Here is a 24493-nt window from a genome sequence, read left to right on the forward strand (position 1 = left end):
CATCCGCATGATTGCCTCCCGCACCTTGAGTATTACCCAACTCTACGAAGATCATCTTGATAAACTCAAGCTCACCTGGGTTGCTGCAGTGGGTATTGAGCGGGTAGTCGAACTCAAGGATCAGGAGACCTACGGCCCTGACGTCGTCGGCCACCTTAACCTGATTTACAGTCAGCGAGTACAGGTTATCGGCAAGGCCGAACAGCGATGGGCCGAGCGTGTCGGCCCGGAGCGCTGGCATCTACAAATTGAAGATTTAATGGAAGCAGGACCGCCGGCACTGATTATCGCCGACGGTCTTGAAATTCCTCCCGGAACTTGCGAGATTTGCGAGGCGACGCAAACACCGTTATTTGTCACCCCGAAGGCCTGTTCGGCAGTCATTGATCTGCTGCATGTCTACCTGGCGCGCCGATTTGCCGATACGGTATCGGCTCACGGCGTGTTCATGGACGTGTTCGGAATGGGGGTGCTGATCACCGGCGATTCCGGCGTTGGCAAAAGCGAACTGGCGCTCGAACTCGTTTCGCGTGGGCACGGTCTGGTTGCCGACGATGTTGTCGAACTGGCACGCATCGCACCAACAACCATCGAAGGGCGCTGCCCCGGCATGTTGCGCGACTACCTTGAAGTGCGTGGTCTTGGCCTGCTCAACATTCGCACGATCTTTGGCGAGACGGCTGCGCGGCGAAAAATGAAACTCAAGCTGATCGTTCACCTGCAGAGAAACGCAACAGGCGACGACTCGCCGCGCCTGCCACTCGATGCCCAATCGCAGGAAATCCTTGGTATCCCGGTGCGCAAGGTGGTTTTTCACGTGGCGCCTGGACGCAATCTTGCCGTTCTTCTCGAAGCCGCTGTTCGCAACTGCATCCTGCAAATGCGAGGTATCGACAGCATGAGCGAATTCATCAATCGCCAGCAACAGGCAGTTCTTGACGACGACATATAAGTAGCGTTTATAATTAACGGACGTTACTAAACCCTATCAAGGAGTTACCGATGAAAGCCATGATTGCTCTCGCTGTCTTCGCCTTCGCCACTAGCGTCACCATTGCCGCGGATCAGGAAAAGAAAGCGCCCTCTCCAGCACAACTGGCGCAGCAGGAAAAAATGAAAGCGTGTAACGCCGAGGCCGGCACCAAGGCTCTCAAGGGCGATGAGCGCAAGGCATTCATGAGTCAATGCCTGGGTTCAAAGCCGGCGTCGGCCACGCAGCAGGACAAAATGAAAGCATGCAATGCCGAGGCCGGCACCAAGGCTCTCAAGGGCGATGAGCGCAAGGCATTCATGAGCGAGTGCCTCAAAGCTGACAAGAAGTAAGCCCCCTGCAGACTGACAATTCAAAACGACGTTGCTAACGCACCGTCGTTTTCATATTCAGCCTGGGTCGATCAGAGTTGCTCGAATTCTGCACAATCCGCATCCGGACTGGTCGCCGATGCCGCAAAGCAAATCATGCCCTTGCCGTGAAGGACACACTCCTCGCTACGCAGGAACAACTCTTGCTCGCCACTCAGGGTTATAAAAGTGCCATTGGTGCTCATGTCAGTGAGAATAACCCTGTTGCCTTGCAGTTCAATTCTGGCATGAAGACGCGACGCACGACGATCATGAATTACCACGTCACTTTCTGCATCTCGTCCCATTTTGATTACCAGTTTGCTGTCATCCAGAATGATGGCCTTGCCGGAATAGCGGACACAGAAACGGGCGCCCGCTAAGCCATCACCACTACGCTCATCCGGGATTTCCGCTGTTTTCGCAACCGACGATCCTGGCGCGACGGGCGCGACAACTTCGAAAACTTTCATGCCCAGGGACTTGCCCTTGGCTACCGCTGATCCAAGTTCGCGCGTCGAATTTTTCAATGCAGGGGACAGTGCGGCCTGTGCCTGAATGCTGGTCAATACCTGCCCGGGCTTGGCCAGACCGGCAAGATGTGCTGCCGCGTTGACGGTTTCGCCAACCATGCAGCCTTCTTTTTCGCTTACAGTGCCATGCGAAAAGCCGACACGAATTGCCAACTTGACGCCAGAGATGGGTGGCAGATCAGCCACCCGTTGCTGCATCTCGATGGCGGCATGAAATGCTTCATCAGCCATATCAAACACCGCCATCATTTCATCACCGACGGTCTTTATGATGCGTCCGCCAAAAGCATCGACTGCTCGCCCCATGCGCTTAAGACAGCGATCAACCGCCCGCAGTGTTTCTGCACCGCCGAGTTTCTCATGCAACCGAGCACTTCCCGAAACATCGGCAAACAGTACAGACAAGGAGTTCTTTGCATTATTCATAGTTAACCCAATATTAGAAAACCCAGTGGAAGTTCCATGTGACGCTGCTACCAAAACCTCAACGAGCATCCCAATATCATAACACTTCATACCGAAGCACAAAACGACCAAAACTGTATGATCGTAGCAAAAGATTAATCATTTTACTGCACGCGCCTACCAACATACCTGGCGACTGCTCTAGCCCCGCAATCCCTCGCCAAACTATGGCGCGTCGAACACCAATTCCTTGTCGTCTCCTATCGATCCAGATTCATCGCAATCAAGCAAAAAACCATTCCGGGCCACGTTTGCATAGCGCCATAAGCATTGAAAGCATGGCATAGAGATCTTTGACAGACCATGAATACAAGACAGTAATCAAATTTACCCGGTTTTGGGCCAACTTGAGTAAAGCCCATGAGAGTGCGTGGTCTTCGTTGACCGAAGCAACTCCGAGGGTCACAGACAATACGTTATCGATGAGAGCTAAACTTTGTGCGACAAGAGTAGCGGTTCAACGAGTTCTCGCTCTGGTTACTCACCTCCTAGCCAGTCATGGACGCTGGGAATAGGCGCATGGTCGTGGCGCCCCAGGGCTATAAAGTCGAACAGGTTGCGGTCAGCAAGCTGCGAGGCGTGGACGTTGCCCATTGAGCGCGCGATGTTCTTGACCCTCCCGGGGAACTGTGCATCCCACTCTTTGAGCATCAACTTCATCTGACGTCGTTGGAGGTTTTCCTGGGAACCGCAGAGGTTGCAGGGGATGATCGGAAAGCCGCGGGCATGTGCGTACTCGATGATGTCGCGCTCTCGAACGTAGGCCAAAGGCCTGATGACCACGTGTTTTCCATTGTCGCTGAGAAGCTTGGGTGGCATTGAACTGATCTTGGCGTGGAAGAACAGATTGAGAAACAGCGTCTCGACCAGGTCATCGCAATGATGACCAAGGGCAATTTTTGTAAATCCTCTTTTTTCCGCGTACGAATACAAGGCGCCCCGCCGCAGTCTCGAGCACATCGAGCACATCGTCTTGCCTTCCGGAATAACCCGTTTAACCACTGAATAGGTGTCCTGCTCCAGGATGCTGTAGGGTACACCGAGCTTACGCAAGTAATCAGGCAGGACGTGACCAGGGAAATCGGGCTGTTTCTGGTCGAGATTGACGACCTCAATCTCGAATCGCACCGGCGCCTTCTTTTGAAGCTGCAGAAGCATGTCCAGCATCGTATAGCCGTCCTTCCCGCCGGAGAGACAAACCATCACGCGATCCCCATCCTCGATCATTCCAAAGTCAGCGATGGCTTGACCAACCTCGCGGCGCAGACGCTTGGCCAACTTGTTCTGCTCAAATGATTCTTTGCGCACACTCATGGCAACTTATGCTCGGCAATCGGGGTAGCCATTCTACTTTGCTATGTATCGGGAAGCCAAACAAGCTTTCCAGAGAGGCATTACTGGATTCCGGGTCAAGCCTGGAATGACGAATATTTTGCCATCACGTTTCAACACGACTGATTGCTAGACCACGGTATTCAAGATATCTGCCTCGCTCAGTCCGGCTTTCGTCATCCAGGTGGCGACGACGGCAATGGCAAATGGCGACAGATTTTGTAGAGATGCCAGGATGTGGGCATTCCTGGAATGACCGGCCTTGATTTCTTCGATCAGTCTGTCCGCCAACTGATGCAGCGCACACCCGTTGAGTCTGGTACTCGACACCGAGTTCGGGTTAACCGAAACTATTTTGAGATGGTTCTTCATAGGGCCTCCATTGCTATGAAATTATTAACGGCCAGATATCACGCAAGCTTTAATCGAGTTGGTGCCCAGAAAACAGAAATGTTGATGGTCGGTAATTTCTCCGGCGAGCGATCGTCGTGTGCCCGTTAAATGCGAACTAAAGGGGTCACAATCGCATTTTTCCGTGAAATATGAATGCCGTGCTGGCCTTGAGCGGGCGACCGGATTCGAACCGGCACAGCGGGGTGGTGCCCCTTCAGGCTCTGAAGGCCTGCGTGCTACCGTTACACTACACCCGCGCAAAGCCTTGGCATTCTAACCTTTCCACCGCTATAGTCATAAACCCATGAACACACAACGCCTGCGCTACCTGCCGCAATGGATCGACGTACTCGCCACCCACGTTGGCGGCTGGGCGCTGGCGCGGCCGCTCAAGGCGCGCAACGTCGAATCCCTGCCGCCACCCCTCCTGCTCCTGGCCTTGCGTGGCGAAGGAGTCTTGCGCACCCGCTATTGCGACTGGGCGGCCACTTCGCCGTTGACCAGCGCACCGGATCAAGTGCTGGCACTATGGTCGGCGCTGTGGGAGGAAGGCGCCGAGATACAACAACTGTGCGAACGCATCGGCCTGTCGCGCCTGGCAAGCGAACAAGCGGCCATACCCGTCCCCACCTGGAGCGTGCAAAGAAGCCTTTACGCCTGTTTCATTGCCAGCCTTGCCGCCGAACGACGGCAAGACCTGCTGCTGTTGGCCACCGACAAACTCTTTGCCCTGGCCCTTGCGCGCCAGTTTCCAGCGGCCGCCGCCGCACCCGAGCGCGTAACCCTCGCCACCCTGCAACAACGAGCTCACACCCATATCCAGAAAGCCCTCGCCCAACCGGTGAAACTGCGCGAGCGCTTCAGCGTCGAAGAAAACGCCGCCCACTTTGGTCTGCGCGTTGCCGTCAACAAAGGCGACTGGCAGGAATTGCTGATATGCCAAGGCCCACGGCTGAAGCCATTGAAGCGCCAGGGGTATCAAGCCGTGCTGGCGCTGGACGCCGGCGCGCTGCGAGCGAAGCTGCTCGATTCAAGCCGCGCAGGGTAGCCAGCCAGCCAGGGTAAATTTGTTCTACCGCTAACCCATTGATTTACCGTCATTCCGGGCTTGACCCGGAATCCAGTTCGTTGAACAAATAGGTCTTTTAACATCTTGATCAGATGGACGAATCTGGATACCGGCCTTCGCCGGTATGAGCGCGAAGCCTGGCCTCGGGCCACGCCGGATGGGTTAGAACAAATTTACCCTGGGCAGCCAGCATTCTCTCCTTGCTATCCCCTTGGCAAGGTGGCATTCTCCGCAACCTGTTGACTAACTTTACGCGTGTGCAAACGCGCGCGGCCAACGCAATGCACCTTTCTGTCTCGCCTGTCTGAGCGGCTGCCGGCCGCAACGGGGCGAGGGATAACCGAGGGGGCTGTATGTCGGTGGATTTGGAAGCGGTTGGCGAGTAGTGCTGTGGCCTAAACCGGGCGAAGCGGGGATCTGGAAACTCCCCAAGATAAGCCGGGGCGGAGACAGTGCAGGCAGGCTCGCTGGCTGGATGCCACACCCAGAACAGCCCCGTGTTGATGAAAGCTCTGCCTTGACAGGCCGCGTTCGGCAAGCCGACGCTAAAAGAATATGAACGTCTGAAAAATAATTGAAACGGGGCGGTGCTGGCCGCCGACGGGAAAATTCCCTTGTTCTTCCACGCCGGTTGTTGCTGCCTTTGACTGAATTTATGCTCAAAGCCAAAACCGCGATGCGTTGACGCCAAGCGGCGCTGATGCGCCTGTGCCCTCACTCGGGAACGATTCCCCTTCGTCCGTTTTAGAAGAAGCGAAGTGTCCGCAAGCATCGATCAAGTCGAAGAAAACTGGCGTCATCGCACGGACACAGGAGACGCTCAACCGACTAAGTCAAGCCCTTCTCGTCGTCAGCGCTCTTGCCCTGGGGAATCCTGCTGCTGCATTGGCGTCTTCGTTTCAACCGCCTGTCGATGCGAGCGGGAAGACGATGTTCGTGCTCAACTGAGGAGAGAATCCTGCGCCCGAGTCGACTTTGCTCGAAAGAGAAGTTCAGAAACTCTCCAAATGAACTATTACCCTTGAACGAGAAAGAACGGATATTGTCGGTAATACGCAAGAAACGCTCAGTCGATTCGGTGATGTTATGGGATTGACTGCGGCACTCGGCGGTTCTGCGATGGCAAATTGACCAGATATCAATAACTCCCCTTTTGAGAAAAATGCAGGCGCAGGTGCACCGGTACTCTCAATAAATGTGGAAGTAGTAAAGAAGGATATGTTCGCTATGTTTGAACGAAATGGGAAAACGGAGAAATATACAAAACTTTACAATAAACTTCCAGATATAGATCCTTCGGCTCAAAATAAAGTTCTTTCCTTCTATGCAGAGGCAAAAGGGAAAAAACAAGAATGAGATGTACTACAGGCTGTATATAATCTTATCAAATACTATCAAGAGCCTAATGCGCTTAATGCAAAAATTGTGATTGATCTATTTCCAGATGCCTGACTGAGGGGGTATGTGAATAGTAATCAATTAGAGATTGATAGAAAGGCAAATGAAGAGCGGACAAAAACGATAGAGGCTGATAAAAAAGCCATAAAACTCATAGATCAAGTGAGAAAAGCTCTCTAGCCCGGTAGGGTGCGCAAATTCTTTTCTTTGCGCACGCGGAATCCCCCGCGTGCATCGACGGTCTTGATCCGCCTGAAGGTGCGCACCCCAAGAGTACTTCTTCAGGCTGGCGATGCCAACCTTCAGGGCGCAACGCTTCGCGTTTCACACCCTACAAAATCGCAGGTAGGCACATGGCGGCGATGTCTTGATGGCTGTTCAGGATAATAGGGGCCGACCACGGTTTCAGCCAAGCTGTTGATTGTCTTTGCGAACTTTTGCGCCTTTGCGGTGAAGAACTGAGGTTTTCAGGATGCTCACTGAGCACGTCGTTTTCTGTGCTCGCTACTCACAGCAAGGCCATTACTCTGCAAGCCGCATGAATAGGCAATCTGCGCTACATGTGCCTGAAGAGTGGCGTATTCATTGGCTCTACAGGCAGCATCATCGTAGAACGCCACTTGGCGCGGCTTTCAGCCTGATAGCCGCAACAAGAATTGCCAGCCCCGCGTTTCCTGCCTGACCTCTCCCATTCACCGCCACGGTGCCGCTGTCCTGTAAGCAATGTGAGAGCAAGCAGTGCAAAGCCTGGTCTTGGGCTACGGTAATTCAGGTCGTCTGGTCGACTCTTGCGGGCTGATAAGGTAAGGCGTCGGGTCGCCCAAGCCGGCAGCGGAAAAGCCCTCGCGGCGCAGGCGGCATGAGTCGCAAATGCCGCAGGCACGGCCGTGTTCGTCAGCCTGGTAGCAGGAAACCGTTACCGCGTAATCAACGCCAAGGGCACGGCCGTGACGGATGATGTCGGCCTTGGAAAGATCAATCAGTGGGGCGTGGATGGTAAGTTTTGCGCCCTCGACACCGGCCTTGGTGGCCAGGTTGGCCAGGGTCTCGAAGGCGGCGATGAATTCCGGTCGGCAATCGGGGTAGCCAGAATAATCGACGGCATTGACGCCGACGAAGATGTCACGGCTGCCCAAGACCTCGGCCCAGGCCAGGGCCAGAGAAAGCATGATGGTGTTGCGGGCCGGTACATAGGTGACGGGAATGCCCGGCTGGACTCCATCGACGGGAACCGGGATGGCGTTGTCGGTGAGCGCCGAGCCGCCAAACTCCCCAAGGGCCATGCGTAGCACGCGATGTTCGCTGGCGCCCAGGGCCTTGGCTACGCGTGCGGCAGCGTCAAGTTCAACGCGATGTCGCTGACCGTAGTCCAGGGAAAGGCAATAGCAGTCGAAACCGGAGTCGCGGGCCATGGCCAGTGTGGTGGCCGAGTCGAGCCCGCCAGAAAGCAGGACAACGGCGCGGGGTGGTCTGGATGGTAATAGCGTGCTCATGGGTATGAAATTCACCGGTTGTTGCCAATGATATGCCGCCATTTTAGCTGAAGTGGAAGTGGCTGACCCTGCTTTGCCCATTTCCGTGAAGACGGGAATGAAGCTTATTCAGTCGCTCCTGCCGTCAGTTCGTCGACCAGCGCCGAAAGCTCCCGCTCAAGAAGGTCAGGCTCGCCGAGATTGAGTTCGACCAGGCGGCGCAAGTGCGTCACGCTATCAAGGTCAATGGTGAGGCAGAGTAGTCCGGCATTACGTCCTTCGACGTGTGCTACCCGTGTTTCCATGCTGATTTGATCACTCAGCTCACCTTCGTTGAGGTGAACGTGAAGCATGCAGGTCGCGCCATCCTCGATCAGGGTGTCGGCAGGCAGACGGACCAGCGCCCCCTTGAGCGAGATGTCGAGGATGATTATTTCAATGTTGCGGTTGGTGAAAATCAACTCGGCGGGCGAGTGGAAGGCAATCCGGGAGTGTACGCGGCGGTCGTCAGTCATGGCAATAATCTCGGCTGGGTTACTTTCCCCGCATGTTACCCCAAAGCAGCTTGTGTAGTTGTAGCTGGAAACGAACCGGGAGTCGATCGGCGAGTATCCATTCGGCCAATGATCGGGGGTCGAGCGCTTCCTGAACAGGCGAAAAGAGCAGCGGACAGCGCGCGTCGAGTCGGTGCTCGATTACGGCGTTGCGTGCCCATTCGTAGTCCGCGCGGTCCTTGAGAACGAACTTCAGTTCGTCATGCGCGGTGAGCAGTTCGAGATTCTGCCAGCGATTCTTGCTGGACTCGCCCGAGCCGGGAGCCTTGAGATCGACAATCCGTGAGACGCGTGCGTCGACGTCTGCAATATCCAGTGAGCCGGACGTTTCGAGTGAGACATCGTAGTCAGCGTCGCAAAGTGCCGTGAGCAGCGCCAGGCAGTTCTTCTGGGCCAGTGGTTCGCCGCCGGTGACGCAGACCTGTCGGGTGCCATGCTTGTAGACTTCTTCGAGAATCCACGCCAGTGTCTTTCTCTCGCCGCCGGAGAAGGCATGCTCGGTGTCGCACCAGAGGCAGCGTAGCGGGCAGCCGGTGAGCCGGACGAAGACCGTTGGCCGGCCGGCACGCGAGGTTTCGCCCTGCAGGGAATAGAAAATCTCGCTGATTTTCAGCGAGAGGGATCTGCTACTGCCGGTCACCCGCCTACTTCTTCAGGCGCTGCTTGGCCGTGGCCGCCGCCGAACTGTCCGGGTACTTGACGAGCACGGTTTCAAGCGTCGATTTGACGCCCTTGCTGTCGCCCAGTTCCTGCTGGCAGGTGGCGATATTGATCAACGCGTCCGGTGCCTTCGGGTGTTGCGGCCACTTATTGACCACCACCTTGTGCGCCTCGATCGCTTTCCTGCAGTCGTGCAGCGCGTAGTGCGCGTTACCAAGCCAGTATTGTGCATTCGGCGTCAGGGTGCTGTCTGGATGAGCCTTGGCGAAGGCCTCGAAGGCACCCGCCGCTTCCTTGATCTTGTTGGCTTTGAAGAGGTTGAGCGCAGATTCGTATTCACGCGATTCGGCAGCCGGATCGCTGGCGGCCTTTTTTCCAGACTCGGCAGCAGGTTTTGCCTCATCTCCCGTTTTGGTCTCGGCGGATGGAGCTGACTGGGGCTCGAATTTGCGTAGCCGGCCGTCGAGGTCGATGTAGAAATCCTGCTGCCGCTTCTTGGTCGATTCCAGTTCGTAGTTCAGTGTTTCCACCTGGCCTTGCAGGCGGGCGTTTTCTTCGCGCAGTGCCTGAATCTGGTTGACCAGTTCAAATTGCGCCTTGAACAGGGTGTCGAGACGCTCATTGGACTTGATCGACAGATCCTTGATCTGCCGCCGCGCCTCTTCGTCATCGAACATGCCGGCCTGCGCTTGCGGAGCGCCAAAAACGGCAAGCAGCAGAGCCACTGTCGACAGACTGGTTGACCAGCCCGAAGCAAAAAGAAAACGACGCCCCGGCACTTTTAGAACTCGCCGTTGTAGAGCATGTCGCCGCGACGGTTTTCGGCCCAGGCGGCTTCGTTCTGGCCTTCATTCTTCGGCTTTTCCTCGCCCAGGCTGACCGACTCAACCTGTTCTTCGCGAGCGCCGAGCAGGGTCAGCATCTTTTTTACTGCATCGGCACGTTTCTGGCCGAGTGCGAGGTTGTATTCGCGGCTGCCACGGTCATCGGTGTTGCCCTGGATCAGCATTTTGAACTGGCGGTTGTCGGCGAGAAACTTGGCGTGTGCGGTGACCAGATCCTTGTACTCGGACTTGACTTCAAATTTGTCGTAATCGAAATAGACGCTGCGCTTGGAGAGAATGCTCTTCGGGTCGGTCAGCACGGCCGGCAGTTTGCGCCCGTCGACACCGCCGGCGTTTACGGTAGCCACACTTCCGTCACGCGATTCGACCGGGGCGCCACCCTGCTCGGGGCCGTCGGGTGTCGAACTGCAGCCAGTGATCAAAAGAGCGAGAAGGGCGGGGATGATGAGTTGTTTTATGGTCAGTTTCATGGTGATGCTCCTGCGTCAAAATTCGGTAGTGTCAGAATCCGGAAATGGGATAAATGATTATCTGGTGAATGGGCCCCACGCCGGTTCGCGAACATCGCCGGCCGAGATGGAAAGACGTTGTTTGATGCGGCCGTCAATCGATACGGCAGAAAGCACGCCGCGCCCACCGATTTCAGTGGCGATCAGGATCATGCGGCCATTGGGGGCGAAGGTCGGAGATTCGTCCTTGTTGGAGTCGGTGAGGATTTGCACCTGCTTGCTGGCCAGGTCCATGACGGCGAGACGGAAACCGCTCTCGCGCCGACTGATGAAGGCCATCGACCTGCCATCCGGCGAAATGCGCGGCGACACGTTGTAGCTTCCTTCAAAGCTGATGCGCTGGGCATCGCCGCCGCTGACACCGGTGCGGTAAATCTGCGGACTGCCGCCCCGATCCGAGGTGAAATAGATCGACTGTCCGTCCGGTGCAAAGAATGGTTCGGTATTGATGGCGGATGAGTTGGTCAGGCGCTGTACGCCGGAGCCATCGGCATTGACCGTGAATATTTGCGAGCCGCCTTCCTTGGAGAGCACGACGGCCAGTTTGCGGCCGTCGGGCGACCAGGCCGGGGCCGAATTCGACCCCTTGAAGTTGGCAACGACGATTCGTTGTCCGCTGGCCAGCGAATGCACATAGACCACCGGTTTCTTGTTCTCGAACGAGACGTAGGCCAGACGGCTCCCGTCAGGCGACCAGACCGGGGAAATGATTGGCTCCTTCGACTTCAGCGCGGCTTGTGCGTTCTGTCCGTCTGCATCGGCAATTTGCAACTCGTAACGGTTGGCGCTGCCCCTTACCACATAGGCAATGCGCGTCGAGAACACGCCGGGTTCGCCAATCAGCTTTTCATAAATCACGTCGGCGATACGGTGACCCGCTGCACGCAGCATCGGCGTCGAGGCCACGAAAGCGGAGCCGCCGAGTGCGCTTTGTTTGTTTACGTCGTAAAGGCGAAAACGGGCTTCCTGCCGGCCATCGCCGCTCGGACCGATGCTGCCGGCAGCCAGCGCATCAGCGCCACGGTTTTTCCAGTCGCCAAAGGCCGGGCTGGACGATTCGGTCATCGCCACGCTGCCGGTGTCAATCATCTTGAACAAGCCGCTACGTTCAAGATCAGCGCGTATGACGCCGGTCAATACACGCGAGCCGCCAGGATCACCGCCAAAGTCGGCAATGGCCAGCGGAATACGGTTGGCACCGGCACCGGTGATCTCGATCGTCAGTTCGGCATGGGAGGGGGTCTGCACCAGCGCCAGGGCGCTGAAAGCGATCAGGCTCAGGCCGCGAAGTTTGAGCAAGGGTCGAAGCATGGGAGCAAAGGCATCCGTTTGAGAATCGCCGATTATATCGCCTCAACGGGCGAAGGTATTGTAACGAAAAGTAATTTCAGGGTTTTTGCCTTGTTCAAAAGATATGACGGGGAGCCATGAGCCGCAGAAAATAAATGGAGAAAGCCCTGTTCTCGGGTTTCTCCGATAGCACTCGGCACCTCCGGGTCTTTGCGCTTATTTGCATGCAAAAAACTTGGGACTTCATGTCATTGCCTGGCTACAGGCCGCATGAACAGGCAATCTACAACCTATGCGCCTGAACAATGGCGTATTTGTTGGCTGTCCTGCATTGATGCCTGTAGAACGCCTGTTTGCATGGCTTGCAGAGGCGTAGTCTTTATTTTGCTACGCACACACCCAGGCAAGAATTGCACACCGGATACGGGCTTTACCTGAAGCCGGTAATGCCGCGATAGGCATAGGCCGTCATGTAGGCGTAACAGGTGCGCGCATCTTCAGCAAGTTCAAGGAAGGTGATGGCACGGCGTCGCCATTTCTTGAATTCGGGCTCGTCTTTTCCCGGGGAAAGGTCGAGCAACCCCATGCCCCAGTCCTCGAATATGCGGCGCCGGGCCGGGCCTTCGATCACCACGCGCACCTTGCAATGGCGAGAATCGGCTTTGATTTTATCCATCAGGGCAAACAGGACATCCCGCTTGCCTTCCAGCATTTGCATGAAGTAGCCGTCCTGATAGACGAGGTAGCCGGTGACGCCCGCGGACAGATTGAAAGCACGAGTCCGTTCCAGCAGGTAATCGAGCTCGATACCGGACATCGGGTGCACCGCCTGGCTGACATAAATCAGGAAGTGCAGGGGTGACACCGCGTTGATCGAGCCGATACTGATTTCACGATCGACCGACTCGATGAAATCCTTTTCCTCCAGCGGCGGGTGAAAATGATCGCCTTGCATGAAATCACAGCCGTAGGTGCAAAGTTCACGCTGCTGGGCGCTGTTTTCCACCCCTTCCGCCAGCAGTTTCAGCCCGAGCGCACGACCAAGTCCGACCACGGCACGGATGACGGCGCGGTTCTCGCTGCTCGTCTCGATGCCGTCGATGAAGGCCGGATCAATTTTCAGTACGTCGACCGGAAGCCGCGCCAATTGCGCCAGTGAGGAGTAACCGGTGCCGAAATCGTCCACGGTGACGCGCAGGCCGAGATCAGCCAGTCGGCGCAAAGCACGCAGATTGGTTTCGACATCGGCCATCAGCGAGGTTTCAGTGATTTCGAGCCGCACGCGTGCCGGGACGGCACCCGTATCGCTCAGCGTGGCGGCAAAATCATCGACCAGCGGTTTTTCGTTGGCCTTTGCGTTTGTATTTGCGTTTGCACTTGCGTTCAAATCTTCGTTCAACTGCCGCGTCGAAACATTCACTGCAACATAAGGCGCACTGTCACCCCAGCGACGACGCCAGTCGGCCTCGGCCCGGCAGGCCTGGCGGAATAGCCAGGCACCAATGGGCACGATGCTGCCAGTCATTTCCGCGATCGGGATGAAGACGGCGGGAGATATTTCGCCCTCCGGCGGTTGCCAGCGCAGCAACAGTTCGGCGCCAACAATGCGACCGCTCTCAGCCACCACGATGGGTTGAAAGCGGGTGGACAACTCGTTGCGCTCGATCGCCGTACGCAGCCCATTGCTGATGGCCAGGCGCTGCCTGGCCTGCTCCTGCAGGTTCTCGCTGAAAAACTGCCAGCCATCACGGCCTTTTTTCTTGGCAGCGTACATTGCGGCATCGGCACAGCGCAGCAGGTCGTCGGCGGAATGGGTGCTGCCGTTACCGCTGGCGACCCCGACGCTGGCTGTCACGGCCAGTGGCAGGCCGTTGAAATTGAATGGCTGGCGCAGGGTGTCGTTGATCCGTTCGGCCATGACTGACGTTGTGGCGGGTTGCTCAACCTGCTCGCAGAGGACAAGAAACTCGTCACCGGCGAGGCGGGCAACGGTATCGCCCGGCCGCACCTGCTCGATCAGCCGGCTGGCGACCGCTTTCAGCAAGAAGTCGCCGGCTTCATGTCCGTGCGTATCGTTGATCAGTTTGAAACCATCGAGATCGACAAACAGCAAGGCGACGTTCTGCCCATTGCGCCGCGAACGCTGCAAGGCACTGATGATTCTTTCGCGAATCAGCGCACGGTTCGGGAGGCCGGTCAGTGGATCATGGGTGGCCCGCCGCGTCAGTTCCTCCTCGGCTTTCTTTCGTTCGGTGATGTCGCGCAGGGTGACGACCAGCAGCCATTGGTCGTCATTGCGGAACTTGGCAATCGAAGCTTCAAGCGGAAAAAAACTGCCATCCTTGCGATAACCCGTGATCTCACTGCGCCATGTCATGCTACGTTCGGTTTCATCACCGTCGACAAATTGCCTGACCAGTTCGGCATGGTTCTGCCGGAAATGTGGCGGCATCAGCAAATTTACCGACAGTCCGGTCAGTTCTTCCTCGTCGTAACCGAACATCAGGCAGGCACTGCGATTGGCTTCGCTGATGATGCCTTGGGCATCGGTCGCCAGAATCGCCATGTCGGCAACCGAAAGGATTTTTTTTGCCGTGCTGAACTGGTGCCGCGCGGCACCGTCTTTTGCCGAGAGATTGCTCATCGCCTCGGGTGATTCGGGCGATTCGGTCAAATGCGCGGCATTCGATTGAGCCAGATAGCGCTCGGGTATCCGGGGTGGAATCTGACCAAAATCCTCGACGATGCTGAAGGTGCCATCAAAATTGCAGCGCGCGAGACAGGTATTGACGCTGGCGTGGTGGGTCGCGGCATCAATCTCGACACTGCCCTGCGGCCCGCTGACGCGTACTTTCTCCAGAGCCTCGACCAGCGCTTCAGCGTCGGTCGTGCCCGCTGCTTCGACGGCGCTGGCGAAGGCATGCACGCACAGGTAGGTGCCCTCGCCGAAGTTGGTCAGCACACCGTTGCCGTTCGGCCAGAGGCCGTCGATACCGGGCTGGCGGCTCAGACGTTCAAGGTAGCGCCGGTTTTCAGCCGTTTCCCGCGACATGAAATACGTGTTGCTGGAATAGAAACCCTCGCGCACCTCCGGCGCTATCCGGCTCACCATCATCTCGTCGTAGTGGCCCATGACCACGGCCATGTGCTTTTTCAGCCCCATTTCGGTAAACCGGGTGAGCAGGGTGATCTGGTCGCTGCCGGAAAAATAGGGAACGAACACGTCGGCGCCGGAGCGCGCCACCTTTTCCAGCAAGTGGTCGATCTCTGCCTGGGCTGCGCCGATCGGCAGGTATTCCTCGCCGACGACGTTGCCGCCAAGACGCAACAAGGCCAGCTTGGCGGCATCGATCGAACCGCGTGGCCATTCGTAATTGCTGCCAGCGAAAAACATCTTGGTGCCGAAGCGCTTGGCCATGCAGGGAATCATCTTGTCGATCTGCTGATTGGGCAGCGCGGCAAAATGAAAGAAATAGCGCCCGCCGATGCTGCCTTCGTAGAACGAGAAATTGAGATAGGGAATCCGCTTCGGCTCGGCGACCTGCGCGGCAACGGCGATGCGCGAGTTGGACAGCAGATTGCCGATGATCGCCACGCAGTGATGTTCGTCGACCAGGCGCAGGGCGGCAGGCACGGCGGTGAGTGGCAGGCTGCCATCATCCTCGATGATCAGTTCCAGAGGACGACCGAGAATCCCGCCGCGTTCGTTGATCTCGTCGCAGGCGATGCGCGCAGCACAAACGATCTCCGGGCCGTACATTTCGACCAGACCGGTCAGGGGCGGCAACAAGCCAAGGCGGATTGAATTAATCATAATGCGTTCATTCTATTGGCTGATGAAACGGAAGACTAACCCAATTCAAAGATTATCAGGCCAGCTATCTATTTTTCTACTCGGCAATCGGCCGGTAATGAATGCTCAATTCCCGATCAAAGAGTTCGGGCTGTGCTGGTTTGGGTAGCGGCGAAGACTTCCAAATGGCGCGTTCGATGGCGGCATCGAGCGTTGGGTTACCGCTTGATTTGCCTAACTTCACGCTCAGCACTTCGCCCGAGGGAAGCTGAACGACTTTGAAAGTTGCTTCGGGATTCCCCTGAATTCCTGGAGGCAGAACGATGTTGCCGCGAATCTTGCCGTTGATAGCATTCATATAAGCATCCGAGCCCAGTTTTTTGGCAGCAGAGGCTTGCTCGGCTTTCCGCTGGTTGAGTTCGGTTTCGGCACTGGCGCGCTGATTCTGTGATGCCTTCTGCCTTTGGCTCTGTTTCAGGTCTCGTTCGGCCTCATCGAGCATGCTCTGCCGCCGATCAGGCTCCGGCTTTTTCGGTTCCTCCTTCTTTGGCTCCGGCTTCTTGGGCTCTTCTTTCTTCGGCTCGGGCTTCTTTGGTTCTTCCTTCTTTGGCTTTTTTTCGTCCTTGAGCGCGATATCCGGCTTGATCACCGGTGCCGGTTCAGCTTTGGGAACGGGCTTGGGGGTTGGTTTAGGCTCCACCTTCGGCTCGGGCGGCGGTTCAGGGCGTGGCTCGGGTTTTGCCGCAGGCGCCACTACCGCCGGCGCCGCACGCCAGACTTCAACTTCGACCGACGATGGCGCCTGGCTCTTCCACTGCACGCCAAAGAACAGGGCAGCAATGAGCAGCAAGTGAACGCTCGCCGAGAGGACCAGCGCGGTTACGTTCGACTTTTCGGGCGGCGGCAGGTGCGCGGCGATTTCCACTGGATTGGCTCTCAGGTCGCTGACATCACTTGCCCGTGGGCTGGACAAGCAGGCCGATGCGCTTGACCTGCTGGCGCTGAAGCTCGTCCATGACGCCAAGCACCGCTTCGTATTTGACGTTCTTGTCGCCGACGATGAGCACCGGTTGCTCCGGGTTCTTGCGCTGGGCATCGACAATGGCTTGCGACAACTCGCTGCGGCTCATGCTGCGCCCTTCGGATTTTCCTGGCGCGGTCAGTGACAGCGACTGATCGGCGCGAATATTGACCTGCAGCGCTTCGGCCGGCACCTGCGCCGCCTTGCCGACCGAGGGCACGTCGATGCTGGCGGTGGTCATCATCGGTGCCGTCACCATGAAGATGACGAGTAGCACCAGCATGACGTCGATGTAGGGAACGACGTTGATTTCGTTTTTAAGGCGACGTGGACGCATGAGGCCTCCGGGCTAGCGCATCTGGCGTTGCAGGATGTTGGAAAACTCTTCCATGAACGACTCGAAGCGTGTCGACAGGCGGTCGATCTCATGCGCGAAGCGGTTGTAGGCGACCACTGCCGGAATCGCCGCGAAGAGGCCGATGGCGGTTGCCACGAGTGCTTCGGCGATGCCCGGCGCAACGGCGGAAAGCGTGGCCTGCCCGACATTGGCGAGGCCGCGGAAGGAATGCATGATGCCCCACACGGTACCGAACAGGCCGACATAGGGGCTGACCGAGCCGACCGAGGCGAGGAAGGCGAGATGCGCGTCGATGCTGTCGACTTCGCGCTGGTAGGTGGCGCGCATGGCGCGGCGCGAGCCGTCGATGATGTCCTTCTGGTCGAGGTTTTTCTGGCTGCGCAATTTGTTGAATTCGCGGAAGCCGGATTCGAAGATGCGCTCCATGCTGCCGGTGCCATGCCGGTTATTGACGGCGCTCTGAAACAGGCTGTTAAGGTCGCCGCCACTCCAGAAGTCACGCTCGAACTGCTCGGTTTGCGTTCGCGCCAGCTTCACGGTGAACCACTTGCGGAAGATGTAGTACCACGACATGAAGGAAACACCGGCGAGCAGCAGCATGACGGCCTGAACCACCGCGCTGGCATTGAGGATCAGATGGAGGATGGAGAGGTCTTGCGAAACGTTCATTGGAGGGCTTCCAGTTTGGTGCGCAACAGTGCGGGAATGGAGGTGATTTTCATCAGGGCGGCGTTGACACAGACGATCTGGATCCTGGCGCTGACCAGTTCATCCCAGCCTCCCGCGACGGCCGGATTGAGCCGCCGGATGTGCTGGCGAAAGAAAATCTGCGAGCGGGTAATTTTTTCAACTTCGAGGCCGACCGAGAGCAGTTCATCGAGTCGCGCCGGTTTCAGGTACTCGATACTGACGCTGCGCACGACAAAGGCAATGCCCGGGTCGCGCAGCATATCCGCTTGCTCATGGCCGATGTCGCGCAGCCATTCGGTACGGCAGCGCTCCAGAAACTTCAGATAGTTGGCGTAATAAACCACGCCGCCGGCGTCGGTGTCTTCGTAGTAAATGCGGACGGGAAAGGTGAAAGCGTTTGGTTTTTGTTCGTGTTTCATGGGCGCAATCTTAATTCAGCACACTGGCTGGCAATGTAAGTGTTTGTGACTGAGAGGCTTTGAATTAATTGGCACAAACATCCAAGACCGTCATTCCGGCGAAGGCCGGAATCCAGTGCGCACCTCTGATATTCATGAAAACAATCAGATAGACGAACTGGACCCCGGCCTTCGCCGGGGTGACGAGCGAGGAGATTCTGCTGAAATGAATCCTTCACAACCTCTGAGGTCAAAATCCTCACTGCGTCCGCCACAGTTCATTCTGGGCATTGGGGGCGGGGTTGGCGAGGCCGAGGTGGCGATAGACTGCGGCGGTGGCGACGCGGCCGCGCGGGGTGCGTTGCAGGTAGCCCTGCATGATCAGATAGGGTTCGAGCACGTCCTCGATGGTGTCGCGGGCTTCGCCAATGGCGGCGGCGAGGTTATCAACGCCGACCGGGCCGCCGGCGAACTTGTCGATGATGGCCGACAGCAATTTGCGATCCATGATGTCGAGGCCGCCGTGGTCGACATCGAGCATGATCAGCGCCAGGTCGGCCACTTCCTGCGTGATATGTCCGGCGGCCTTGACCTCGGCGAAGTCGCGTACCCGGCGCAACAGGCGGTTGGCAATGCGCGGCGTGCCGCGCGAGCGCTTGGCAATTTCCAGCGCGCCACCCGGATCGGCAGGCACTTTAAGCAACTGCGACGAGCGCGTGACGATCAGCATGAGTTCTTCCGGCGTGTAGAACTCGAGCCGCGCGACGATGCCGAAACGGTCGCGTAGCGGATTGGTCAGCATGCCGGCGCGGGTGGTGGCGCCGACCAGGGTAAACGGCGGCAGGTCGAGCTTGACCGACCGCGCGGCAGGGCCTTCGCCGATCATGATGTCGATCTGGAAGTCTTCCAGCGCCGGGTAAAGAATCTCCTCAACCACCGGCGACAGGCGATGAATCTCGTCGATGAACAATACGTCGTGAGGTTCGAGATTGGTCAGGATGGCGGCCAGATCGCCGGCACGCTCAAGCACCGGGCCGGAAGTCGAGCGCATGTTGACGCCCATCTCGGTGGCGATGATGTGCGCCAAGGTGGTCTTGCCCAGACCGGGCGGGCCGAACAACAGCACGTGGTCGAGCGTGTCCTGGCGTCGCCTGGCGGCTTCGATGAAGATCGACAACTGTTCGCGAATCTTCACCTGGCCCACGTAGTCGGCAAGCCGTTTGGGGCGCAAGGCACGCTCGATCGCCTCTTCCTGCGTCGATTTCGATTCTGCCGAAATCAGCCGGTCGACCGGCGTTTCGCTGAAGTTGTCGGCGAATTTGTCTGCGAATTTATCTATTTCGATCATGGCTAAATGGAAGGTGCTTCGTTGTCGGAGAGGGCCAGCCACTCCCGGATCAGTACCTGGCCGAGCGCCAGCAGTGTCGGTCCGAGAAAGAGTCCGATGAAACCGAAGACGAGAACGCCGCCGAAGACCCCGACGATGACCAGTAGCAGTGGCAGGCTGGAGGTACGGGAAATCAGGATCGGCTTGACGAAATTGTCGACGCTGCTGATCCCGAACATGCCCCACAGGATCATGAAGATGGCCCAGCCGGTCTGGCCGCCGTCATAGAGCCAGGCGGCGGCGCCCAGCCAGATCAGCGTGGCGCCGACCACCGGCACCATCGAAAAGAAGAAAGTGGCAAAGGTCAGCATGACCACGCCGGGAACGCCGGCAATCATGAAGCCGACCATGGCCACCAGCGACTGTGCGGCAGCGGTGCCGACAATGCCGATCATGACCCCGGTGACCGTGCCAATGGCCAGCTTGAGCATGCGCTCGCCCAGTTCGCCGGCCAGTTTGCGACTGCCGGTATGCAGCGCGGCGGCGTAGGTATCGGCATCGCGGAACATGAAGAAAACAAAGAAAATGACCAGTACCAATTGCAGCAATCCCTGGCCAAAAAGTGACACAGTGGCCAGCGCAAGCCTGCGCGTGGGGTCGAGAAGCTGGCGCAGGAGGGTGTTCATTTCTTCCCGGCTGGCCACCAGTTTGTGCCAGTAATCGCTGATATCCGAGCCGAAGATCGGCAGCTTGGCGAGCCAGGCCGGCGGATCGTTCGGCAGTCCGCTTTCGAGCATGGGTTTGAAATAGAGAATGGCTGTTTCAACACCGTCGGCCAGCGTGCCGGAGAGCAAGGCCATGGGCGCCACCAGCAACAGCAACAGCATCAGCGAAATCAGCCCGGCGGCCAGACTGCTGCTGCCGCGACAGAGCCTGAGCAGGCGCTTGCGAACCGGCGCCGTGGTGGCGCAAATCACGGCGGCAAAAAGCAGGGTGCCGGTGAACGGCATCAGTACGGCAATGCAGCCGATCAGCAGCAGCGCCACGATGGCGGTCTGGATGATCAGCTTCTGGGCGGATGTTATTTGTCGCATCACAATTTCGAGAGTTGTTTGAGCGCCTGCCGGATGCCGTCCGAGATGGAAATTCCGGCCGGAAGCGGCTTCACTGCCGCCGCCGCTTCGCGGTCATTGTAACCCAGCGCCAGCAGTGCATTGAGGATGTCATGCTGGCTGTCTTCAACGGCAAAAGCCGCCGTAGGCAAGGCGTCGGCCAGTTTGCCCTTGAGTTCGAGCAACAGGCGTTCGGCTGTTTTCTTGCCGATGCCCGGCACCTTGATCAGCCGCCCGACTTCCTGGCGGGCGATGGCCTGCGCCAGATCGTTGACCGACAGACCGGAGAGCACCGCCAGCGCCATGCGTGCGCCAACGCCGGTAATCTTGATTAACTGGCGAAAGGCGAAGCGCTCGGCTTCGCTGGCGAAACCGTAAAGAAACTGACCATCTTCGCGCACCACGAAATGGGTGAGTAGCGTAATTTTTTCGCCGGTGGATGGCAGGTTATAGAAGGTGCTCATCGGCACATCGACCTCGTAGCCAAGGCCATGCACGTCGAGGACAACCTGCGGCGGGTTCTTCTCCAGCAATATTCCGGTAAGGCGACCGATCATGGCGTGCTCCTGATTAGGATGCTATTTCAAGTAAAAAATCTACCGCAGAGGCGCAAAGGCGCAGAGGTAACGCAGAGTAAAGCAAAGCAAAATATCAAGAAATTTCTCGGGTTTCTCTGCGTTTCCTCTGCGCCTCCGCGCCTCTGCGGTGGGTGTTTGTACCTCATATCAACCGCCCGTTGCGCACACGAAATCCCTTCGTCGCCAGCGCGCCCGGTCCCTGACCCAATCCCTGTCCGCCGTGCGCGTGGGCGATTGCGCAGGCCAGGGCGTCGGCGGCGTCGGGGTTGGGGTCGCCGGGCAGCGACAGCAGGCGGCGCACCATGTGCTGCACCTGCGTCTTGTCGGCGTGGCCGTTGCCGACCACCGCCTGCTTGACCTGCAAGGCCGTATATTCGGCCACCTCCAGCCCGCCGGCAACCAGTGCCGTGATCGCCGCGCCGCGTGCCTGACCGAGCAGCAGGGTGGATTGCGGGTTGACGTTTACAAACACGATTTCGACCACGGCCTGGTCCGGCCGGTACTGCGCGACCAGTTCGCACAGGCCGGCGTGGATGGCGCCCAGTCGTGTCGGCAGCGAGGCCTTGGCGTCGGTCTTGATGCAACCGCTGGCCAGGTAGGCCAGCTTGTTGCCGGTTTTTTCGATGACGCCGAAGCCGGTAATGCGCAGCCCGGGGTCAATGCCGAGGATGCGGATCGTGCGCATCGGCGCCGGGCTCAAACGCTTCTCCCGCGGGCCAGATAGACCCCGCCCAGCGCCAGCACCATGCCGGCCGCGGCCAGGATGGACAGCGTTTCGCCAAAGATGAGCCAGGCGATGACGGCGGTACTTGGCGGTGTCAGATAAAACAGGCGGGCGACGTTGACCGCACTGCCATTGCGAATCAGCACGGTGAGCAGGCTGATGGCGCCGAACGAGAGTGCCAGTACCAGCCAGAGCAGGGCAAAAACAAATTCGCCGGTCCACTCGATATGCATGGTTTCGGTGGCGCAGGCGGCTATCGCCGTCAACGCGGCGCTTGGCAGGAACTGGATTACTGAGCCGGTGCGCAAATCGAAGTGGGTACAAAACCGCTTCTGGTACAGCGTGCCGGCGGTGATCGCCAGCAACGCAACAATGGCCGGAATCACCATTGCCGCGAGCGGCAGCTTGCCCAGTTTGTTGGCCACCACCAGCGCCACCCCGGCAAAGCCGAGTGCCAGCCCCAGCCATTGCCGGCGCGTTACGCGTTCGCCGAGCAACCAGCCGGCGCCGCAGGCGGTGAGCAGCGGCTGCATGCCGACGATCAGCGCCGCTATCCCGGCCGGCAGCCCGTGACTGATGGCCACGAAAACGCCACCGAGGTAGAAGCCATGAAGCAGGGTTCCGGAAACGGCAATGTGAAAAACCTGGCGCCGGTCTTTCGGCCACGGTGCGCGGGCAAGCAGCGCGAACACTGTCATCAGCGAGAGGATCAGCAGGTAGCGGCAGAGCAGGAAGGTGAACGGCTCGGCGTAGGGCAGGCCGTACTTGGCGCCGACAAAGCCGGTGCTCCACAGGAAAACGAAGAGGAAAGGGACAAGGGCTTGCAGCGGCGGCATGGCATGGGCTTTTTGGAGGAGCCGACAGTATACCGGCGCAAAGAGCGCGAAGGGCCGCAAAGAAAGTCAAAAAAAACTGCAATTTTCTTTGCTCTTACTTTGCGCCCTTTGCGTCTTCGCGCCTTCGCGGTGAAAGCTTTGCTCTTGCTGTGCGTGAAGGTTTCTAATGCAATCGACCTGTATAATCTTTAGTTGTTGAATTAATGTATATAAGTTTGTGCTAATATAACTTTTGTGACGGGGAACGATATGGCTGTAGTGACGATGGATACTGAGCAAGCGCGTTTCAACATGATAGAGCAGCAGATTCGTCCCTGGGATGTGCTGGACCCGGCCGTGCTGAGTTTGTTATCGCTCGTCAAGCGTGAGGATTTTGTGCCTGCCGCGTATAAAGACCTGGCTTTTGCCGATCTCGAAATACCCATCGGTGCCAAGGGAAATCCAGGCCAGACGATGCTGGCGCCAAAGGTCGAGGCGCGCATCCTGCAGGAACTGGCGATCAGGAATACCGACACCGTCCTTGAAATCGGAGCCGGAACCGGCTACATGGCCGCGTTGCTCGCGGCAAAAGCCGAGTACGTTTATAGCGTTGAAATTGATCCGGAACTGGCCGAAATGGCGCGCAAGAATCTCCAGCGATCCGATGTTGCCAACGTCAGTGTCGAGACCGGTGATGGCGCTCAAGGCTGGCCAGCCATGGCGCCCTACGATGTGATCGTGCTTTCCGGCTCAGTGCCGCTGCTGCCCGATACGCTTCTCAGCCAGCTCAAGATCGGCGGCCGGTTAGTAGCCATTGTCGGCGAGGCGCCGGCCATGGAGGTGCAGTTGATAACACGCACCGAAGAGAAGGCGTTCAGCACGATCAATGTTTTTGAAACCGTTGTCGCTCCGCTGGTCAATGCAACGCAGCACAGCAAATTTGTTTTCTAGCAAGAAATTGTTTTTTTCAGTGAGATCAGCCCCATGCGTTTGAAGCAATCAGCAAGTCGCCTGTCACTCCTGCTCGGAGCGCTGTTATCTGCTGCGCCGGCGTTTTCGGCGGACCTCATGCAGGTCTATCGCGATGCGCTGAGCAACGACCAGCAGTATCTGGCGGCACGCGCAGTGGCCGATGCCGGTCGCGAAAAGGGACCGCAAGGGCTGTCCGGCTTGTTGCCGACGATTGGCGCAACGGCCAATACGGTGAGGAACGAAAACAAGTACAAGTCGACGCGTGTTGATTCAACGGGAAATCGGGATTTCAATACCAACGCTTACAACGTCAATCTGACCCAGCCGTTATTCCGCTGGCAGAATTTCGTCCAGTACAGCCAGGGCAAATTGCAGGTGGTGCAGGCCGAGGCGAATTTGGCGGAAGCCTCGCAGGATCTCATCCTGCGTGTTGCACAGGCCTATTTCGACGTGCTTTATGCCCAGGAGAGTCTCAAGGCAGTTCGCTCCAAAAAGGAAGCGATAGCCCAGCAACTCGAACAGGCAAAAAAGAGTTTCGAGGTGGGAACGGTGACCATTACCGATTCGCAGGAAGCGCAATCACGTTTTGACTTGGCGACGGCTGAGGAAATTGCGGCCGAGAGTGAACTGGACGTGAAGCGCTACGCCCTGCGCGTTATTGTCGGCAAGGATTCCGGCGAACTCAATCGCCTCAAGCCGCAGGCCGAACTTAAGCCGCCACAGCCGGCCAGCATGGACAAGTGGGTCGATGCCGCCGAGAAGGACAGTTTCCTCGTACAGGCCCAGCAATTAGGAACGCCTACGAAATAACTTCCCCTTTTCCAACATTCGAATCGGGAAGGTC

Annotated in this window: 24 protein-coding genes and 1 pseudogene; 6 read left to right on the forward strand and 19 right to left on the reverse strand. The window is 57.7% G+C overall.

The features are described 5' to 3' along the window. Positions 1-7: 7 nt before the first annotated feature. On the forward strand, positions 8-952 hold the full coding sequence (gene hprK / locus ACOYNV_RS04735; protein ID WP_422898598.1) for an HPr(Ser) kinase/phosphatase: 945 nt from the start codon (positions 8-10) through the stop codon (positions 950-952). Positions 953-1002: 50 nt separating this feature from the next. After that, the gene (locus tag ACOYNV_RS04740; protein ID WP_422898599.1) at positions 1003-1323 is read left to right on the forward strand and encodes a PsiF family protein; all 321 of its coding nucleotides are present in this window, start codon (positions 1003-1005) and stop codon (positions 1321-1323) included. 71 nt (positions 1324-1394) lie between these two features. On the opposite strand, the gene ACOYNV_RS04745 is transcribed toward ACOYNV_RS04740, so the two are convergent. From ACOYNV_RS04745 to ACOYNV_RS04755, 3 genes and pseudogenes are all read right to left on the reverse strand, one after another. Beyond that, a complete protein-coding gene (locus tag ACOYNV_RS04745) occupies positions 1395-2411 on the reverse strand; it encodes an adenylate/guanylate cyclase domain-containing protein (protein ID WP_422898600.1) in 1017 nt (338 codons plus the stop codon). A gap of 456 nt (positions 2412-2867) precedes the next feature. Then, positions 2868-3653 (reverse strand): annotated as a pseudogene (ttcA, locus tag ACOYNV_RS04750) (tRNA 2-thiocytidine(32) synthetase TtcA); the annotation flags it as partial. A gap of 147 nt (positions 3654-3800) precedes the next feature. Next, positions 3801-4043: a hypothetical protein gene (locus ACOYNV_RS04755; protein WP_422898601.1), complete on the reverse strand. Its 243-nt coding sequence runs from the start codon at positions 4041-4043 to the stop codon at positions 3801-3803. 325 nt (positions 4044-4368) lie between these two features. On the opposite strand from ACOYNV_RS04755, the gene ACOYNV_RS04760 reads away from it, so the two are divergent. Then, the gene (locus ACOYNV_RS04760) at positions 4369-5112 is read left to right on the forward strand and encodes a hypothetical protein (protein ID WP_422898602.1); all 744 of its coding nucleotides are present in this window, start codon (positions 4369-4371) and stop codon (positions 5110-5112) included. A gap of 1248 nt (positions 5113-6360) precedes the next feature. Further along, positions 6361-6489, forward strand: coding sequence for a hypothetical protein (locus ACOYNV_RS04765; RefSeq protein ID WP_422898603.1), 129 nt, complete (start codon positions 6361-6363; stop codon positions 6487-6489). A gap of 800 nt (positions 6490-7289) precedes the next feature. On the opposite strand, the gene queC is transcribed toward ACOYNV_RS04765, so the two are convergent. The 16 genes from queC to ACOYNV_RS04845 form a co-directional block, all read right to left on the reverse strand. Next, a complete protein-coding gene (queC, locus tag ACOYNV_RS04770; RefSeq protein WP_422898604.1) occupies positions 7290-8024 on the reverse strand; it encodes a 7-cyano-7-deazaguanine synthase QueC in 735 nt (244 codons plus the stop codon). A gap of 104 nt (positions 8025-8128) precedes the next feature. Beyond that, entirely contained in the window at positions 8129-8518 is a 390-nt protein-coding gene (locus ACOYNV_RS04775) for a PilZ domain-containing protein (RefSeq protein WP_422898605.1), read from the reverse strand. A gap of 19 nt (positions 8519-8537) precedes the next feature. Then, on the reverse strand, positions 8538-9197 hold the full coding sequence (gene queE / locus ACOYNV_RS04780; RefSeq protein ID WP_422898606.1) for a 7-carboxy-7-deazaguanine synthase QueE: 660 nt from the start codon (positions 9195-9197) through the stop codon (positions 8538-8540). Between the two features lie 4 nt (positions 9198-9201). Continuing rightward, entirely contained in the window at positions 9202-9996 is a 795-nt protein-coding gene (gene ybgF, locus ACOYNV_RS04785) for a tol-pal system protein YbgF (RefSeq protein WP_422898607.1), read from the reverse strand. 2 nt (positions 9997-9998) lie between these two features. Further along, on the reverse strand, positions 9999-10520 hold the full coding sequence (gene pal, locus ACOYNV_RS04790) for a peptidoglycan-associated lipoprotein Pal (protein WP_422898620.1): 522 nt from the start codon (positions 10518-10520) through the stop codon (positions 9999-10001). Between the two features lie 69 nt (positions 10521-10589). Next, complete coding sequence (tolB, locus tag ACOYNV_RS04795; RefSeq protein WP_422898608.1) at positions 10590-11882, reverse strand: Tol-Pal system beta propeller repeat protein TolB; 1293 nt, start codon at positions 11880-11882, stop codon at positions 10590-10592. Between the two features lie 409 nt (positions 11883-12291). Beyond that, the gene (locus ACOYNV_RS04800; RefSeq protein WP_422898609.1) at positions 12292-15675 is read right to left on the reverse strand and encodes an ABC transporter substrate-binding protein; all 3384 of its coding nucleotides are present in this window, start codon (positions 15673-15675) and stop codon (positions 12292-12294) included. A 76-nt stretch (positions 15676-15751) separates the two neighbouring features. After that, positions 15752-16579, reverse strand: coding sequence for an energy transducer TonB (locus tag ACOYNV_RS04805; protein WP_422898610.1), 828 nt, complete (start codon positions 16577-16579; stop codon positions 15752-15754). A 25-nt stretch (positions 16580-16604) separates the two neighbouring features. Continuing rightward, positions 16605-17012: a protein TolR gene (gene tolR, locus ACOYNV_RS04810; RefSeq protein ID WP_422898611.1), complete on the reverse strand. Its 408-nt coding sequence runs from the start codon at positions 17010-17012 to the stop codon at positions 16605-16607. Positions 17013-17024: 12 nt separating this feature from the next. Continuing rightward, complete coding sequence (gene tolQ / locus ACOYNV_RS04815) at positions 17025-17702, reverse strand: protein TolQ (protein WP_422898612.1); 678 nt, start codon at positions 17700-17702, stop codon at positions 17025-17027. Further along, positions 17699-18142 (reverse strand): tol-pal system-associated acyl-CoA thioesterase, encoded by a 444-nt coding sequence (gene ybgC, locus ACOYNV_RS04820; protein WP_422898613.1) that lies wholly within the window; start codon positions 18140-18142, stop codon positions 17699-17701. Before ybgC ends, tolQ begins: the two co-directional genes overlap by 4 nt. 238 nt (positions 18143-18380) lie before the next feature. After that, complete coding sequence (gene ruvB / locus ACOYNV_RS04825; protein ID WP_422898614.1) at positions 18381-19469, reverse strand: Holliday junction branch migration DNA helicase RuvB; 1089 nt, start codon at positions 19467-19469, stop codon at positions 18381-18383. A gap of 2 nt (positions 19470-19471) precedes the next feature. Then, complete coding sequence (locus ACOYNV_RS04830; protein WP_422898615.1) at positions 19472-20542, reverse strand: AI-2E family transporter; 1071 nt, start codon at positions 20540-20542, stop codon at positions 19472-19474. Further along, positions 20542-21117 (reverse strand): Holliday junction branch migration protein RuvA, encoded by a 576-nt coding sequence (gene ruvA, locus ACOYNV_RS04835; RefSeq protein WP_422898616.1) that lies wholly within the window; start codon positions 21115-21117, stop codon positions 20542-20544. The genes ACOYNV_RS04830 and ruvA overlap by 1 nt, the downstream gene beginning before the upstream one ends. 163 nt (positions 21118-21280) lie before the next feature. After that, on the reverse strand, positions 21281-21823 hold the full coding sequence (gene ruvC, locus ACOYNV_RS04840) for a crossover junction endodeoxyribonuclease RuvC (RefSeq protein ID WP_422898617.1): 543 nt from the start codon (positions 21821-21823) through the stop codon (positions 21281-21283). A gap of 11 nt (positions 21824-21834) precedes the next feature. Further along, a complete protein-coding gene (locus ACOYNV_RS04845; RefSeq protein WP_422898618.1) occupies positions 21835-22698 on the reverse strand; it encodes a DMT family transporter in 864 nt (287 codons plus the stop codon). A gap of 264 nt (positions 22699-22962) precedes the next feature. On the opposite strand from ACOYNV_RS04845, the gene ACOYNV_RS04850 reads away from it, so the two are divergent. Together ACOYNV_RS04850 and ACOYNV_RS04855 are read left to right on the forward strand one after the other, a co-directional pair. Further along, complete coding sequence (locus tag ACOYNV_RS04850) at positions 22963-23628, forward strand: protein-L-isoaspartate O-methyltransferase family protein (RefSeq protein WP_422898621.1); 666 nt, start codon at positions 22963-22965, stop codon at positions 23626-23628. Between the two features lie 33 nt (positions 23629-23661). Further along, the gene (locus tag ACOYNV_RS04855; protein ID WP_422898619.1) at positions 23662-24459 is read left to right on the forward strand and encodes a TolC family protein; all 798 of its coding nucleotides are present in this window, start codon (positions 23662-23664) and stop codon (positions 24457-24459) included. Positions 24460-24493 lie beyond the last annotated feature (34 nt).

It is taken from the genome of Propionivibrio sp., assembly GCF_049316945.1.
Lineage (GTDB): Bacteria > Pseudomonadota > Gammaproteobacteria > Burkholderiales > Rhodocyclaceae > Propionivibrio.